The sequence below is a fragment of the Pseudoalteromonas thalassia genome, from assembly GCF_049257215.1.
GTDB classification, from domain to species: domain Bacteria; phylum Pseudomonadota; class Gammaproteobacteria; order Enterobacterales; family Alteromonadaceae; genus Pseudoalteromonas; species Pseudoalteromonas lipolytica_C.
This window is the reverse complement of sequence record NZ_JBMMUE010000005.1, coordinates 206,973-223,058: the sequence shown is the minus strand read 5'-3', so window position 1 is coordinate 223,058 and position 16,086 is coordinate 206,973. Positions and strand designations below refer to the sequence as shown.

9 protein-coding genes are annotated in these 16,086 nt (G+C 40.1%); 3 read left to right on the top strand and 6 right to left on the bottom strand.

The features are described from left to right. Window positions 1–173: 173 nt before the first annotated feature. Genes AAEU31_RS08705 through bcsR form a run of 6 tightly spaced genes read right to left on the bottom strand, consistent with a single transcriptional unit; the run spans window position 174 to window position 10,927 of the window. On the bottom strand, window positions 174–3,986 hold the full coding sequence (locus tag AAEU31_RS08705; RefSeq protein WP_421967003.1) for a cellulose synthase subunit BcsC-related outer membrane protein: 3,813 nt from the start codon (window positions 3,984–3,986) through the stop codon (window positions 174–176). Next, the gene (gene bcsZ, locus AAEU31_RS08700) at window positions 3,977–5,092 is read right to left on the bottom strand and encodes a cellulose synthase complex periplasmic endoglucanase BcsZ (protein ID WP_421967002.1); all 1,116 of its coding nucleotides are present in this window, start codon (window positions 5,090–5,092) and stop codon (window positions 3,977–3,979) included. The genes AAEU31_RS08705 and bcsZ overlap by 10 nt, the downstream gene beginning before the upstream one ends. Next, complete coding sequence (bcsB, locus tag AAEU31_RS08695; protein WP_421967001.1) at window positions 5,092–7,341, bottom strand: cellulose biosynthesis cyclic di-GMP-binding regulatory protein BcsB; 2,250 nt, start codon at window positions 7,339–7,341, stop codon at window positions 5,092–5,094. Before bcsB ends, bcsZ begins: the two co-directional genes overlap by 1 nt. After that, on the bottom strand, window positions 7,338–10,001 hold the full coding sequence (gene bcsA / locus AAEU31_RS08690; protein ID WP_421967000.1) for a UDP-forming cellulose synthase catalytic subunit: 2,664 nt from the start codon (window positions 9,999–10,001) through the stop codon (window positions 7,338–7,340). The genes bcsB and bcsA overlap by 4 nt, the downstream gene beginning before the upstream one ends. Then, the gene (bcsQ, locus tag AAEU31_RS08685) at window positions 9,991–10,710 is read right to left on the bottom strand and encodes a cellulose biosynthesis protein BcsQ (RefSeq protein WP_135925664.1); all 720 of its coding nucleotides are present in this window, start codon (window positions 10,708–10,710) and stop codon (window positions 9,991–9,993) included. The genes bcsA and bcsQ overlap by 11 nt, the downstream gene beginning before the upstream one ends. Before the next feature lie 13 nt (window positions 10,711–10,723). Next, a complete protein-coding gene (gene bcsR, locus AAEU31_RS08680) occupies window positions 10,724–10,927 on the bottom strand; it encodes a BcsR/BcsP family cellulose biosynthesis protein (RefSeq protein ID WP_135925662.1) in 204 nt (67 codons plus the stop codon). Window positions 10,928–11,046: 119 nt separating this feature from the next. Between bcsR and bcsE the strand changes: the two genes are divergently transcribed. From bcsE to tyrR, 3 genes are all read left to right on the top strand, one after another. Then, window positions 11,047–12,675, top strand: a complete 1,629-nt coding sequence (gene bcsE / locus AAEU31_RS08675) for a cellulose biosynthesis protein BcsE (protein ID WP_421966999.1) — start codon at window positions 11,047–11,049, stop codon at window positions 12,673–12,675. 169 nt (window positions 12,676–12,844) lie between these two features. Further along, window positions 12,845–14,419 carry a cellulose biosynthesis protein BcsG gene (gene bcsG, locus AAEU31_RS08670; RefSeq protein ID WP_421966998.1) on the top strand — a complete coding sequence of 525 codons (1,575 nt, stop codon included), beginning with the start codon at window positions 12,845–12,847 and terminating at the stop codon, window positions 14,417–14,419. Window positions 14,420–14,523: 104 nt separating this feature from the next. Continuing rightward, entirely contained in the window at window positions 14,524–16,080 is a 1,557-nt protein-coding gene (gene tyrR / locus AAEU31_RS08665; protein ID WP_135925654.1) for a transcriptional regulator TyrR, read from the top strand. Window positions 16,081–16,086 lie beyond the last annotated feature (6 nt).

The following is a 16,086-nucleotide window of genomic DNA, read 5'->3' as shown; positions in this document are numbered from 1 at the left end:
GAGTGAACGGGTGGCCATGTTTTTTGATGCAGCTAAGATAATGGTTTGTTGCTCAAGTTTTGTACTTGAAGGAAAGGGACACACCCTTATCCTAGCTACAAGTGCGCTACAGTATACATAGACCTTATGGTGAGGGGAAGATCTTGCGACACTTCCCCTATGTAGTGCGATAGTTAGTAGTTTGCATAAGGCACTACAGGTTTACCCGGGAAAGCCAGCTCACTGTAGACTGGATTAAAGTAATAACGGAAATACAACTGACCGTAGTTCGGCTCATAAAAATCGGCTCTATCTAGGTTAAAATAACCGCCAAAGAACCAGTGGGGCGTGAACCTGTATTCAAAGCTTGCCCCTAAGTTATACGATAAACCACTGCTGGTATCGCCCTCAAAGTAAGGCACAACACCCGTTACAGTAGTTTGTGCCTCAGCTTGGCCTTGTAAAATAGGGTCGTTCGGGAAAAACGCGATGTCGTCTGTGGTGGTGGTAGACCAAGATACCCCAGCACGAAGCCTATAAATAAAATTATGACCAACCCGTTTATCAAAAATAACAGGTAAAGATGCACCCAAGTAGTTTTGTGGGCTGTAATAGCCTCCGTGCCCCCAGGTTTCTTCACTTAAATTATACTTATATGACCAGTGCAATAAGTTAAGTCCTAGGCTTAATTCGGTGTTTCTTTCGCGAATATAGCGATAATAACTACCACCCATTAGGCTGTAGCTTTGGTTATCTTTAACGTTTTTACCTTGCAAGATTTGATAGTTGGTACTTGCCCAAAAACCCCAGTCTAGGCCTAGGTCATGGGATAGGCTAAGTTGTAATTGTGTTGCTCTAACGCCACCCCATACTTGGTTGGTAAAGACATCTTCAAGTCCGGCGTAAGATAATACAGAGCTAGTTACTGGGCGTTTATTAAACGTGACGCCATAACCAAAATCGCCTAAATCACCTTTGTAATTAACGCCCCACACAATGTCTTCGACTAAAAACCCCAATGGGGTAGTGCCAATATCAAAGCGCCATTGTTCATTTTGCCAGGCAAGGCCAATATCCGTGCCTTGTTGCTCTGGTTTAATTGTTAAAAATGGACAGTCAAAAATACACAGAGCCCCTTGTCCATAGCGACTGCCTGCAAAGGATTCATCAAAGCGGGTTTCTTGGCTCGATATTGTCATCGGGTCTAGTATAACAATCCCTGTGCCACCCCAAAGTGGAAAACCAGCTTCAATAGGTGTTGCACCAGCGCCAAGAGTTGACTCATTTTGCGTACTGGTTTGGCTGCTTAGGTTGATTGCTGCAGTGATATACGCCTGCTCATCGCGCTCGATGCTTTGCAATTGACGTTTGGCATTATTGACATACCAAGCTTCATTTTCATCAAGGGCATACAGCTCATAGTTCTGCTCATCAGTTAAATTGCTTGTTGCAGTTTTTTTATCAACGGCTGCACGGTACCAGCTTTGTGCAAGCGTAGTTTGTTGTTTAGCTTGTGCAACTGCTGCCGCTTGATAATAGAGCTCTTGGTTATTGTTTGATTTAGCCAGCAATTGCTCAGCGAGATTAATGGCACTTTGTGTATCTGCAAATTGTTCAAGTGCGGTCATTAATTGCTGTTGACGATAACTTTGCTCAGTTGAAACCTGATTAATTTGCCCAGCAATGATGCGATCAGCTAAATCATCTCTTTGCTGCTGACGAGCAAGTGTCGCAATAGCTAAAGCAGTATCCGTTGACACAGTTTTTCCTTTTGCGGTGTGCTGCTCAAAGCGAGTAATAGCCTCTTTGTTATTGCCTTGCTCGATATGAGCATTGATCAGCGCCTCTGCCAGTTCTGAGTTATCTGGGTATTGCGTCGCAAGTTCAGACAGCTTAGCAACTCTATGATTATTATCAATAAAACGATTAATATAACTAACTTGCAGTGCTAACCATTGTGATTGATCAGCATCGGTTGCGTTACTCGGCAGGTGATAGTCTGCAAACCAGCTCTCAGCGGCAATTTTATCGTTGCTTTCAATTAGCCAATTTGCATAAGTCATATGCCAATAAGGGCTCAAGCTTGGGTCACGAGTAAGGGCTTTCTTCAGTTGCCTAATCGCATACTGTTGCTCATTGATTTGCTGCCACTGGCTGGCAAGCTCAGCTTGCATTAAAGGCGTTAATGGTTGAGCTTCTAACTCGGTGAGCTTATAAATCACCGTGGCTTTATTAGTCGCTGTATTGTTGGCAGAGAGTCTTTCAAGCTTAGTATTAATGCTTAGCTGCTCTGTTAGTACATTAATTTGTTCAGTACGTGCGTTATTTGGAATGTAATCTAAGGTTGCCAGTGCGCCTTGGTAATCATTCAGCGAACGTAAAAATAAAGCATGGCTGTAGCGTAGCTCGGCATCTAACGGAAATTGCCACAAGGTTTTTTTATAAAGTGCTTTGGCATGATCAACCAAACCCTGTTGTTGATATAAGTTTGCAAGGTCGTAGTAAAGCCAGCTTTGGCGAGGGCTTTGTTTGATTGCTACCAGTAATACATCAACCGCTTCATCAAGCTTGCCTTGCGCTGTAAGTTCGTCTGCACGGGCTCGTAATTGTTGGGTTTGTAAGAGGGTATAATCCTCAGCAACCAATGCATGTTGCTGACGAGTTAAACCATTATAAAATTGATGGCTACGTGCATAATTACCATCAGAGGCAGTTAATTCAAGCATGGCACGCAAAGTAGGCTGTTGTAGGGGATCGTCTTTTAGCACTTGCTTATAAAGGTTCATCGCGTTTTGGTATTGCCCAGCTTGTCTGGCAAGTTCAGCACGGTAAAACAATACAGTATTAGGGTCTTCATTTAAGGTATCAGCTAAATCAAGTTTAAGATCAGCCTGTTTTAATTCATTGCTACTGATGGCCGATTTAGCTTCATCTATGTATTGCCAAAAACGTGCGGTATTGGCGAGACCTTTTAATACCGTTATGCGATTTGCATCTATGCTGTATTTTTGAGCTTTTTTAAAGTACTGGTAGGCATTGGCATTTCTGCCTTGCCTTAGGTTCAGTAAACCTAGGCTGTTGTATATTTCGGGGTCATCTGGGCGACCCTGTAAGGCGCGTTTAAATAGCGCTTCGGCCTTTGTAAAATTTCGCTTTTCTAGTTCGACACTGCCTTTTTGCCATGCTTTGAAAGCTGGATCGGCTTGTTTTTTTAGCTCCGCTTGGTAATCCTTTTTAAAATCATTAAATTGAAGTTTTCCCTTACTGCTGAGTGGGAAAGCATCTAAATACTGCTCGTAAGCGTGAAGCGTGTTTTTATCAAGAGGCATCGCCTTTAGTGTTGATAGCCATGCACTTTCTGCTTCAACGCTGTAAAAATTACTATGGGCATAATGACTTAATAGATCCAAGCCTTGTTTATTTGTTGGGTTTTTACTTAATAGATGGCGCGCATAAGCAAGCTCGATACGACCGCTGTGCGGATATCGAGACATTAAGGAGCGATAGCCATTTAAAGCATACTCATATTGTTCATCGTCTTGCGCAAGCCAGTTAATATGCTCAAGCTCAAATTCAATACTTGGGTAGGTTGATTTAAATAAGCGGTTATAAATTTTCACAGCCTCAATATACTGACCTGCGCGAGCACGTAAACGAGCTTGTTGGATAGCCGCCTTGTCTTCGTTATCGACCCGAATAAGCAGTGCAATGTTGGCTACACATGGGTGTGATTTTTCAGACAGCTCACTCAGTCGTGAACGTGCTTTTGTCGTTTCTTTAAGGGCATACAAAACACGTATTTCAGCACATTTTACTTGGGTGTTTTGCGGCGCAATACTTAACAGCTTTTCTAAGCTGTCAGACATTAATTGCGTATCGCGCTCGACTTCACCTAAATGTATTTGGCTAATTAGCCAATCAATAGACTGAGTATTAAGGTCTTTATTTGTTGCTGCGAATGCACTGGAGCTTGCTAAAAACACAGCAAGTAGCCACTTTATTGGCATTTATTGCTCCAGTTGGTTGTTAAGGCACCGTTTTTATCAAGACTAAAACGTTTTGTCATAAAACCATTGCTAAATAGGTAAAGTACACTGTCGTAGTATCGATTAGTTGTAAAGCGTGTATCCATCATCAGTGTTTGTTGAATAGCACCGACAGCTTGTGATTGATTCTCAGTTTCTAGAAGAGGCAGCATTGCAGCGCTAAATCCTGTTGGGCCTGTGCCACGAGTTTTACCGTTAATAGCATTAGTTTGTAATGGCACTTTACCAGATGCAGTTACGCTATTGGCCATGGGTTTGAACTGCTGCATAAGTGCTGTTTTGTATTTTGCATCTTCGGCCATCATACTAGCCCAAAGGTAAACACGAATAGCATTATAGCTCCCTGTTGGCGGCGCATGTTCATCATGATAAAAACCCTTATCGGTATTGTAATTAACCCAATCAGGACTGAAACCTTTGGGAGCAGTGCTAATTAGCATGTCTGCGGAGTTATCATGTAATTGCTGCCACGGTGAATGAGGGTATAACTGGCTAAATTGGGCCAAAATAAATAATGGCGCATAACTAGGGTTTAGTTTCCAATGTGTTTCTTTCTCAAAGCCGTTTGGCCCTGGCAATAATGTGAGGCCAAGGTTGGGAATATAGGCTGTTTCTTCGCGAATAATGCGTTCAGCCATCACTGAGCTAAGTACTGCGTATCGTCTTTCATTCCATAAAATAGCAGCTTGTGACAGGGTGTAAGCAATCCATAAGTCTGAATCAGAAGCAGGGTTAGAGTCTAAAATTTGTGGTTGATTGTTTTTAATCCCCCATTGCCATGCGGGTAAGCGTGTACTTAAGTCACCCTCAGAAAGCTGCACTTCGGTCCACTCGAGTAACTTATCAAAGCTTGCTTTGTCATTAGCAAGTAATGCGAAAAAAAGTGCGTAAGACTGTCCTTCTGAAGTCGTTATATCGTATTGAGTGCCTAAATCAATCACGCGACCTTCAGGCGAGATAAAGTGGTGTTTAAATGTATTCCATTGAGGCCAAGCCGCACAGTTTTGCTCGGCTGACACATTGATAGACAATGTCAAAACGAATAGTAAAGAAGCAAAGATTTTCATTATGCGTTATCTCCTTCAGATAAACGTTTTTTCGTTAGTAGTGCCAACAATCGCCAAAAAATAAATGAAATAAGTAATAATGTAATAAGCGATAAAATTGCTAAAACAAAGGGGCGATCTGAGAGATGGAACCATATTAAAGTATGGATTGGCACTTGGCCGACATAATACTGTTCATCTGTTTTAATCGTTTTTATACCCTGACTATTTATGATCGCTGAGCTACCCATAATTTGGGCTGTTTTTTCGTCACTTAAGAGTCTGTCAGATAACAGCGTGTAAGCATCGTCGTTAGTGGCGATTAACGACACCACTGAGCGCTCAGAATCGAACGGCGATTGAAAGCCTGATATTACCGCTAATCGACCAACACTCTTTATGCTTACTTTAACTTTGTCGCTATCTTGTGTGTCGTATGCACCATTGTAGATCGCTTGATCAACAATACGTTGGCTATTATTGATTAACACACTGAGATCACTGTCTTTTGTTAGCGATTGTGTGAATGAGTCGGGCTTACCAATAATGATAATATCTTTATCAGTGAGGTTTAACTGTTCGCTTGGGAACTGAATATCTAACTGATGCGCAGGATAGCCTGTTATCGCTCCTAAGTGGCCGGTAAAATTGAGCAGTAAACTGATCGCTTTAACAGAGCTATTTGCCTCCATCAATAATGTACTTTGATGTAAGTCAGCAAATTTAGTAAACGGAAAGCCTGCATTGGCAAAAGCGCGCAAGTTTGGCATTGCAATATAGTGGTGAAAGCGGCTTACATCAATACTTGAACTACCGTCAATTGCACCAAACTCACCGCCAGCTGGTATTGCACTACATTCACCAGACTTAGAAACAGCAAAGTTAAAATCATAAGTAAGCTGATTATTTGTTGATAAGTCGAGACCATTAAGCTCAAAATCTTGTCGAGATTGGTTCAGCTTTTCGTTTGCCAGTAGAGGTAATATGGTCTGGCTTGATAGGGTGTCACTGCTTTTATTACTTAAAATAAAGCCATCAATAAACTGACCGTTTATCAGCATATTTAAACGTGACAGCATGTTTTGCTCAACGGGAGTGTTACGGTAATTTAAGGTAATCGGGATACCATTTTCACGCCAAGTAAATAAGTCTGGTGCAAAGCGTAAATCAAGACGCACTGGCTGACCACGTAAGCCCTCTGACTGTAATTGGGTTGGGTAATCAATAAGCTCAGCAAATGTGACTGCGCGATCTGAGCGCACCCAAAAAGGCGCATCGTAGGCTTTTCTAGGAGGAAGCGTGTTTATGCCATCTATTGTTGCGCTTCGACCCGTCATTACTTTATAGCCAAAGACTAGACCAACAACGGCTTCTTTTAATTGTGCAGTGTCTTTACCTAATACTAGAAGTACTTTGGCGTAGCGTTGAGTCGGGCTGCTGATAATTTCTACAGTAGGTTTTTCAACATCAGGGTAATTCAACAAAAAATCAGGCTTGTTGTTATTGGTGGCAAAAACAACACTGTGCTGAGTGGGCGCGTGATTGATTTTTACTGGGAACTGCGCTTTGCGCCATTTGGCTTGCGCACCAAAGAAGCTTGATAATGTGACAGCAGCCTCAAGTGTTTGTTCATCAGGTTGTGATGCAAATATAAAAGGTAAATTGACCTTCGTTGAATCACGGTTATCAAAAAATGGTGCTGGGAAATATTCGAATAAACTGTCAAGTGCTAGTGACTGATTATCAACTGTGATCCGGCTACTTTTACTTAGCTCAGCCCAAATGGTGGCACTGTGATCATCTTGGCAAACGAGGTCATAGAAACCGACAAGTTCAAAGCGAATTTGGTTAAAGTCCTTGATTAACTTGGGATTAAGAGCAACTTTATGCTCATATTTGTTACCAATAAGATTATTTTTATCACCGATGGGTAATACCGTCATTAGGTTTTCATTTAAGAACACTTTTAAGTGAGACACCTTGCCAATCAAAGACGGTGAATGTGTATACGAAAAGTCTAGCGTTAACTGCTTACCTAACTTGTCTAATCGGTTTGTAAAATCAACACGGGCACTATTATTGATACCATCTAACTTGAATGTACTTAACCCTAGGCTTTCAAAGCTCATAGTCAGCGTTTCTACAGGTGCCTGCTCTGGATAGCCATCTTCAAAAATAGCTTTATTTGCAAGAGGCTCTGCACTGACGACCCACTGCGAAAAACTTAGTGCGTAAACAGTCAGCAATAATGTTGATATTGTTTTTATCATGATGATTTTAATGCTTTTATTGGTTTTTTAGGTAATAACGACGCTACAAAATTTAATATGTTTGATACAAATAGAATCAACGGTCTTAATTGATTTGGAGCATGAAATATTAAGTTTTTAAAGCCTCTTAGGCTGGTATAGAAAACATGTGAAAAACTGTATGACGGTTTGTCATGTTTGAAGTTGTCTTGCCAATCAAGCCACGCATCTGCACGTGAAAAAGTACATTGGATAAATGCTTTTTGCTTCTCTAAATCGAGCTCTTTAAGGGTTAACCCCATCAGTGAATCACGGGTATTGCAGACATAGGTGTCAAACGAAAATTGTTTTAAACCACGACTCATTAATAGCTCGATTTTATCGTTTACTTGGCACAAATGATTGTGGCCTGTGTCAATACCAACCCCATTATTTGAGTAGTCGGTTACGCGAACTTTGATAGTGCGTCCATTTGCTAAGCGGATGGCTGCGGGGAAGTTGGCTTTGACTCTGTGTGAGCTGCGCACTTGCTTTGCTTCAGCAGCAACAGCGACTGCGGCACCTAAAATGATAATATTGTAACTTGCCCATAACATGCTAATGAGTAAAACTCCGATATGAGAACTATCACCAAAGAGTAATCGCGATAGGCCATATGCCATACCAATTACGTTGATAAGTAACAGTAATATATACGGTTTTGATATTATCCAATCGTAATGCTCTGACTTGTTCAAGCCGCCTTTTTCGGTGACATTGAACTTACCTTTATTTGGATTAATAAGGGCAACCGTTGTGGGTTTTAAAATGTACCAAGCAAGTACTGATTCATAAACCTCACCCCAGAAAGAGTATCGGTACTTTCCTTGGATACGAGAATTGGTCATTTTGACTTGCAATAATGTGGGAACAATATATAGAAAGATTGCGATAAAGGGGGCATAGATAATTTGCGCATTAAAGTAAATTAATGCCAGTGGTGCAGTAAGAAAAACAATACGCGGTATGCCCGATAAAAAGTGCAGCATGGCATTGAGGTAACATACGCGTTGCGCAATACTCAAGCCTTTGCCTAATAATGGGTTATCTAAACGGAAGATTTGCGCCATTCCGCGTGCCCAGCGAATACGCTGACCTACGTGTGCAGATAAACTATCGGTGGCAAGGCCAGCAGCTTGCGGAATATTAATGTACGTGGTTTTGTAGCCAGCGCGCTGCATTCTAAGAGCTGTATGGGCGTCTTCTGTGACGGTTTCTACGGCAAAACCCCCAATTTCTTCTAGGGCTCTGCGCCTTAAAACAGCACACGAACCACAAAAGAAGGTCGCATCCCACATATCATTGCCATCTTGAATTAACCCATAGAACAGCATGTTTTCATTAGGGATTTTTCGGTGATTTTTTAGATTTCGTTCAAACGGATCGGCTGAGAAAAAGTGATGAGGTGTTTGCACCAAGCACACTTTACTATCATTGATGAACTGGCCCATTGTCATCTGTAAAAATGAGCGAGCAGGGATGTGGTCGCAGTCAAAAATAGCAATGTAGTCGCCATTGGTTACTTTCATCGCATGATTCATATTGCCAGCTTTGGCATGTTTGTTATCAGGACGAGTTAAATAGCCAACACCAATTTGCTTTGCGAATTCGGCAAACTCAGGGCGCTTACCATCATCTAAAATATAAATGTTAAGCTTATCTGTTGGCCAATCAATACTTTGAGCGGCAATTGTTGTTGGTTTAACGACATCAAGTGGCTCGTTATACGTTGGTATATAAATATCGACAGTCGGCCAACTAGACGTATCTTTACTCAATGCGATCGGTTTACGCTGTAATGGATTGATGGTTTGAAAAAAGCCTAAAATTAGCACTAACCAAGCGTAGGTTTCTGCCAGCAATAAGCCGATCCCTAATACAAGGGCAAGTGGATCGCCAAAGTTTAGTGTATCTGAATAGCGCCACCATAGGTAACGTGTTGATGTTGTGATTGCTAAAGTGACTAAGACAATCGTTGCCATTTGACCCTTTACTCGTCTTAAAGAATAAGCGACGACTAAAATTAAACTAATAAATATTGCTTGTGCTTCAATACTAAAAGGCACAGTGACAAACACTGCAACAGCGAAAAAGAGCAGCACTGCAAATAACACTTTTAGATAGCGGTGATGCCACAACTTTGAATCAAAAGGTTGCCGATAAGGTGCTGCTTTTACACTCTTTACACTAAATGACCATGTGCGTTTGCAAATTCTTACTAACAGCCGATCGATTAAATTTAAATAGCGAAAAAAAGCGCTAACCTTTTGCCAAGATAGTATGTTGCTTTTATCGTTTGATGTTTTGTTTGTTACTCTAAATAAGGCAAGGTAAAACGCCTGTAATAAAATACGGACACAATTGCTGGCAGTGAATACAGGCTGATTTATATGCGGAAAATAATATGTTAGCTTTTGTTTTATTTGGTATTTACGTTGCTTGTCTAACTTTATAAATACAGAAGTTAGTAATAAAAGAAACGGCAATGTGAATGCGCCAATCAGGCTCATTTTGTGTTGGTTATAGTAACCATGAAATTTATAAAAAACAAAGCGAACGAGCTTCTTAGTCAAAAAGAAGCTTAATATTATTCTGGTGACTCGCTCAGGCCAACTGAGTGTTTTATTGTGGTTATTTGTCATAACTTGCGCGGCTTACAAGCCAGCCTGCGAGTGTTTCAAAATCGTCATTGGCAACACTGTACGGAGCACAATTGATAGCAACATTGCGAAAAGCGGTGGCTTCTTTAATCACTTCGTCTTTATTAATAAATAGCGGTGCTAGCAGCGGCAATTCCGATTGCCATAATTGTAATAGGTCGGACTCAATTTCTGAGGCTGAATGGTATTTGTTGATTAAGAAATAGTGCTGCCAAGTTGAAGTAGCCGTTTTTAGAGACTGTAATCGCTTATATGCCAAACTATGACAAATGGCATCACAGTTAACGATTTCAAGTACTATATCATTGCTATTTAGTGGATAGCGAAGCACATCGATATGCGCAGGACAATCGAATAACATCCATGTATTTTCATCACAATCAAGTTGCAATGAGTGTTTGATAATACTTGAAAAATCAAGCCCCATATTGGTTTGATTACCATAGGGTAAAAAAATGACGCCATCATTATCTTGGTGAAACTGCTCACAAGCAGAAGCAAAATCAGCGTAGTCAGTCCATCCTAAGCGGTGCTCCCAAGCTAGTCCGAAATGAAGCCCTAGATCTCCTTTTTGGTCTAAGTCTATGACAAATACAGACTCATTTGATTTTCTTAACGCGCAGGCAAGGTTTGCAACCACTGAGGTTGTGCCTGTGCCTCCTTTAATTCCCTTTAAGAAAACTCTTTTCATGATGACTCTTTAACTACTTTATTATTCTTGTGTATTGGGCATCTGCTATTGCGTTTGAAATATCGCTAATAAGAGGATACTTCTCTATTGTTTTACGATTTTTTTCGACATCTGTAATTTCGACATACTCTTGCTGCCTGCCACCAAACTTTTGCAATAAGTTGTCTATGTCGTATTGAGTTAATGTATTCGATTTAGTTACTGCAAAGTTATTCATTTAAAACTCATAGAAAAATATTTGTTTAAAAAATATCAACAAGCGATGGACATAGCCTGCATTATATATAGAATACCGCTTAAAACTAGTACTAAAGTATTTTTTTAAAGGAAATATTTGTGTCATATTTAGACATAACAGGGTTAAAGGCTGCGTATTCTGAGTTAAGGCGAGGGGCAAGCTATGCGTTTCTTTCACCTTTAAATAGCCAGCTTTTGGAGTTAGTTGGGCATATGTTGTCTAACAATAAAGAACCTGTATTTGTCTTGTCTGAACAAATTGATTTGTTTTTTGATGGCCAAGGCTCGGATGTTTTGTTTAATTTATTTGAGCAAGGGTTACTCTATCCGTTTCATTTACAGCATAGTAATAACGTATCAAAAAGCGCCTCTTTTTCACGAGGCATCATCCGAGAATTAAAGCACTACAAACAGTTACAAAATAGCAGTGTCTTTGTGCATTTAGACTCTGCTGTTATTGCATCACTAAGTGATGAGCAATTAATTGAGAAGCTTACCCTCTACCAAGCACTCACTAAAACTAAGGATGTGACTTTAGTCTTTTTAATTTCAGGTGCGCAGCTTGGTGAAGCGAGACAGCGATTACACGCTATGAATCGCTTTTTTGATGGTTTAGTTCATATGACAAAAGAAGCGTCAATTCGCTCGCTTGAGTATGATTTTTGGGCGCATAGAGAGGGTGTAATTGCTGGACGTACAATTAACCTGCAATTATTTAATGGTCAATTAGCACTAATAGATTCAGACGTTAATCGTACTGTAGAGAGCGATGTATTATTGCAACAAGATTTAGACGAAGACGAGGTATGGCTGACTAGGAATGCAGTTCCTCAAGGTACCAAGCTTCCGGCTTCATTTAAAATGATAGATGATAATGATACTTTGTTTTCAATCAGTCTAACTAAAAAGGCGGCAACCATAGTTTTTGCTGTTTCACGCCATACAGACTTATTAGCGTTAGCTAAAGATTGTTTTTCACTTCGTAAAAAGTGTGGTCGAAAATTAAAGTTGGTAATACAAAATGTAGATGGTGTCATTCGGCACCAAGATGAGTGCCTATTTTTAACGCTCGGTGTAAATCTTATTTTATATAGTTTTTCAGAGCCATCACGTTTGTTATCTCAAATTCAATCAATTCAAGGGTTTCAATTTTCTAGAGCGCTTCCTCACTCATTGGATGATGTGCTTAAAGAAAGCGAAAATGTATTATCAAAAGGTTATTTGCCAATCACGAAATTTTCTGAGCAAGTATTAAAGCACAGTGATTCAGCAGCTAATTTAGGTGTCAGTGGGGTGTTTGTAAAACTTCAATTGTTACCAAGAATAGATGCTATTCATCCGCTGCATTTATTTCACGTAAAACGAGAGGGGGACATTCTTAGTTATGCAGATGGGTATATCTATTTGTACCTTCATGCTTGTCGTGAACACGATGTAGAGAATGCGATTAAACATTTGTTTAAGTTGCAAATAAGTGATTTCTTTTCATCAAAAAATATCATTGCAGATCATTTTTATATTCAACAGGCGTGTCGACGTATTCATCAACGCTATGCTGACAGCGATGCACCTGATTACACTAAAGAATTGCAAAATAATGTGCGAAATATATTAGATGCAAAGCCGGCAGGTATCGCAAACTTGGATAAAGAGAAGCCTGAATTTAGAGAGCTTAGCCGGCCAATTTCAGAACAGGTTAAAGTGACCTTAAAAAGCGAAGTATTATGAGCTTAAATCAATTTTTCATCACCTTTGCTGTTGCATTGGTGTTAGGGCTCTTTGTTAGTAAAGCAGGTAAGTTACTGTTTAAAAGAGCTTTATTTTTATATCGCACATTGACATTTAGGCATGTGATATTGACCCCCTATACCCCTAAAAAGCAAAAGAAGGATAACAAGTGAGGTTGTCAGGTCTAGGTATTTGGAATTTATATTTTTTAATTAAGTTTGTATTGTTTAGCCAAGGAGCTATTTCCTTTGATCTATTTGCAAATTTAGCGTTCTTTTGTTTTCTGGTTATTTCATTTGATAAGGTTTGGTTAACACGGCTTAAACAGGCTATCAGTGTGGTCATTGGCATTGTCTTGATGTATCAGGATTCTTGGCTGCCGCCTATTTCGCGTTTAACAAAGCAAGCAGATAATTTACAAGATTTCAGTATTAGCTATTTTTTTGAAATAGCTTTTCGCCTGATCAATTTAGATTTTGTCTTCGCTTTATTTATTGCAATTGTTTTTTATTTTCTAACTGTTAAATGGTTACGATATACCAGTTTGTCAGTTGTTGGTTTTATCTATGTATACTGGCTTGGCTCAACACCTTTAAATGATAGCTCTTCACCGGTTTTAATGGCTACTAATGAAAAAGCTCAAACGCCTGTCACTGTGACGCACAGTGCTCAGCAGAAAACACCAGATCAACAGTTAGGTGACTTTTATCAACAGCAATCGCAGCTTATTAGTCAGTTTCCGAAAGCCTTTAATGGTGAACCATTTGATGTTGTTGTGCTTAACATATGTTCATTGGCAACGGCAGATCTCAATGCAATTGGTGTAAAGCCTAGTTCACTTTTTGCTAATTTTGACATTTTATTTAGTCAATTTAATTCTGCGACCTCGTATAGTGGTCCGGCAGCTATTCGCTTGCTGCGAGCAAGTTGTGGACAAACAAGCCAAGCTGACTTATTTAAACCTGCCAGACAAGAGTGCTTACTATTTAATAATTTGGCAGAGTTAGGATTTAACACAAATGTGGCTATGAATCATGATGGACATTTTGATGATTTTATTGGCTTGATTAGACAGTATGGTGGTGTTTCGGTACCTAAACTTGATTTTAGTAATCTAAAGCCTGCTCAATATGGTTTTGATGGTGAGCCTATATACTCTGATGCTGATATTTTATCTAATTGGTCGAAAAAACATCAGAGTAGTCAGCAGCCTCAAGCACTTTACTACAATACCATTAGTCTCCATGATGGCAATCAAGTTGCTGGCCGTGAGAGGATGAATAGTTTGGCAAGTTATCCATTTAGACAGCAACGTTTATTCAATGACATTGATACTTTTATTAGTCAATTAGAAAGTTCAGGGCGAAATGTATTGCTTGTGGTAGTGCCAGAGCATGGCGCTGCTTTAGAAGGTGACAAGCTTCAGTTTGCAGGCTTACGAGAAATTCCGAGTCCTTCTATTGTTTCTGTACCAGCAGCTGTGAAGTTTATAGGCCCTAAAATACAGCATTCTCAGTTAACCGAAGTAAATGAAACGATGAGCTATTTTTCGTTATCTGAGCTTATTAATAATGCCTTTGAACTTGATATATTCGCCGCTAAAGTGCCTGTTAAGCGTGTATTAGATAATCTGCCTACCTCTGCGAAAGTAGCAGAAAATCAAGACACAGTAATGATGTATTTTAAAAATGAACCCTATATTCAACTTGATGGTGGAGAGTGGACGAAATATCCCGGTAAATAGACAGTTTACTTAAATTTGTCCAAAATTCTTTACAATAGACTACCCAGTTGATGGGACTTAGCGTATTATTCTCATACTATAGGTTCCCGTTTTTTGAGGATGTAATGCGTTTAGATATCCACTGTGCTGACCGAATAGGTATCGCACAAGAGATTCTCAATATCTTGGTGAGTTACCAGGTCGATTTAAAAGGCATCGAAGTAGATTCGGTAAATTGTCGTATGTACGTCAGTTTCCCACCTATTGAGTTTGAACAATTCCAAAAAATTATGCCATCAATCCGCCTGATTGATGGTGTAAAAGATGTCCGTACCACTGCATTTTTACCTTCTGAGCGAGAGCATAATGAATTAAATACATTACTGCGTGCATTACCTGATGGTGTTATTTCTATTGATGCAAAAGGGTGGGTGCGCTTGTGTAATGATGCTGCTTGTCGCGACCTGCAATTATCTGAAAGTGAGGTTATAGGCGCCAACATCAATAACTTGCTGAAAGGGTTTAATTTTACTCGTTGGCTTGAAGGGAAAGAGGTTCTTGGTCAAACCACACGGGTAGAAGTGGCAGGTGAAGACTTTATTGCAGATATTTTGCCTATTTCTGTACCACAAGGCGCTGAAGGGGATGTATTAGCTGGCGCGGTGATTAATATTAAGTCGCAAAGTCGACTAGGTCAGCAAGTGAGTGCGTTTCGTCGTTACGGCCAAGAAAGCTTTGCTACCATACATAATTTTAGTACAGCAATGCGCCGTGTTGTTCGCGAGGCGCGTAAAATGGCGCAGTTAGAGGCTCCGATCCTCATAACAGGTGAAACCGGTACTGGTAAAGAGCTCTTAGCTCGTGCCTGTCATTACGCGTCAAATCGTTCTGTAAAACCGTTTATTGCATTATCGTGTGCTTCATTGCCGGATGATGTCGCAGAGTCTGAATTATTTGGTTATGCGGGTTATGAAGAAAACGCAGCACCAAAACGCGGCGTTTTAGAGCAAGCTGATGGTGGTACGGTATTTTTAGATGAAGTTGGTGAAATGTCGACTCAGCTGCAAACTAAGCTACTACGTTTTTTACAAGACGGTACCTTCCGTAAAGTTGGCGATGAAAACGAAGTAAAAGTAAATGTGCGTATCGTTGCTGCAACACAAAAAGATTTACCTGCTATGGTTCAAGAGGGCACTTTTAGAGAAGATCTATATTATCGTATCAATGTACTAACTCTAGAAATTGCACCACTACGCGATAGAAAAGCTGATATTGGCCCGTTAGCAGAGCATTTTATTCAAAAGTATGCCCAGCAAAATGGTCATTCAGTACCTGTATTATCTGAAGATTGCTTACGTTTTTTACAGGATTATCCTTGGCCTGGAAACGTCCGCCAATTAGAAAATGCGATTTACCGTGCTGTGTCCTTGTTAGATGATAATGAATTACGTATTGAGCACCTGCAGTTACCAACTTTTACCCATGATTTAGGTTATCTTGAGTCTGACTTTGAAGGAACCTTAGACCAAGCGGTAAAACGTTTTGAAGCAACGCTATTGCGTAAGTTATACCCTGCATACCCAAGTTCTCGTCAGCTCGCTAAACGTTTGGGGTTGAGTCATACCGCAGTGGCAAACAAACTCCGAGATTATGGGATTAACCGAAAGACTGTGAAGGTTTAATGGTAA

What these genes read in the sequence shown, in the direction of transcription:
- AAEU31_RS08705 (WP_421967003.1), bottom strand. Translation starts at nt 3,986, where the DNA reads ATGCCAATAAAGTGGCTACTTGCTGTGTTTTTAGCAAGCTCCAGTGCA.
- bcsZ (WP_421967002.1), bottom strand. Translation starts at nt 5,092, where the DNA reads ATGAAAATCTTTGCTTCTTTACTATTCGTTTTGACATTGTCTATCAAT.
- bcsB (WP_421967001.1), bottom strand. Translation starts at nt 7,341, where the DNA reads ATGATAAAAACAATATCAACATTATTGCTGACTGTTTACGCACTAAGT.
- bcsA (WP_421967000.1), bottom strand. Translation starts at nt 10,001, where the DNA reads ATGACAAATAACCACAATAAAACACTCAGTTGGCCTGAGCGAGTCACC.
- bcsQ (WP_135925664.1), bottom strand. Translation starts at nt 10,710, where the DNA reads ATGAAAAGAGTTTTCTTAAAGGGAATTAAAGGAGGCACAGGCACAACC.
- bcsR (WP_135925662.1), bottom strand. Translation starts at nt 10,927, where the DNA reads ATGAATAACTTTGCAGTAACTAAATCGAATACATTAACTCAATACGAC.
- tyrR (WP_135925654.1), top strand. Translation starts at nt 14,524, where the DNA reads ATGCGTTTAGATATCCACTGTGCTGACCGAATAGGTATCGCACAAGAG.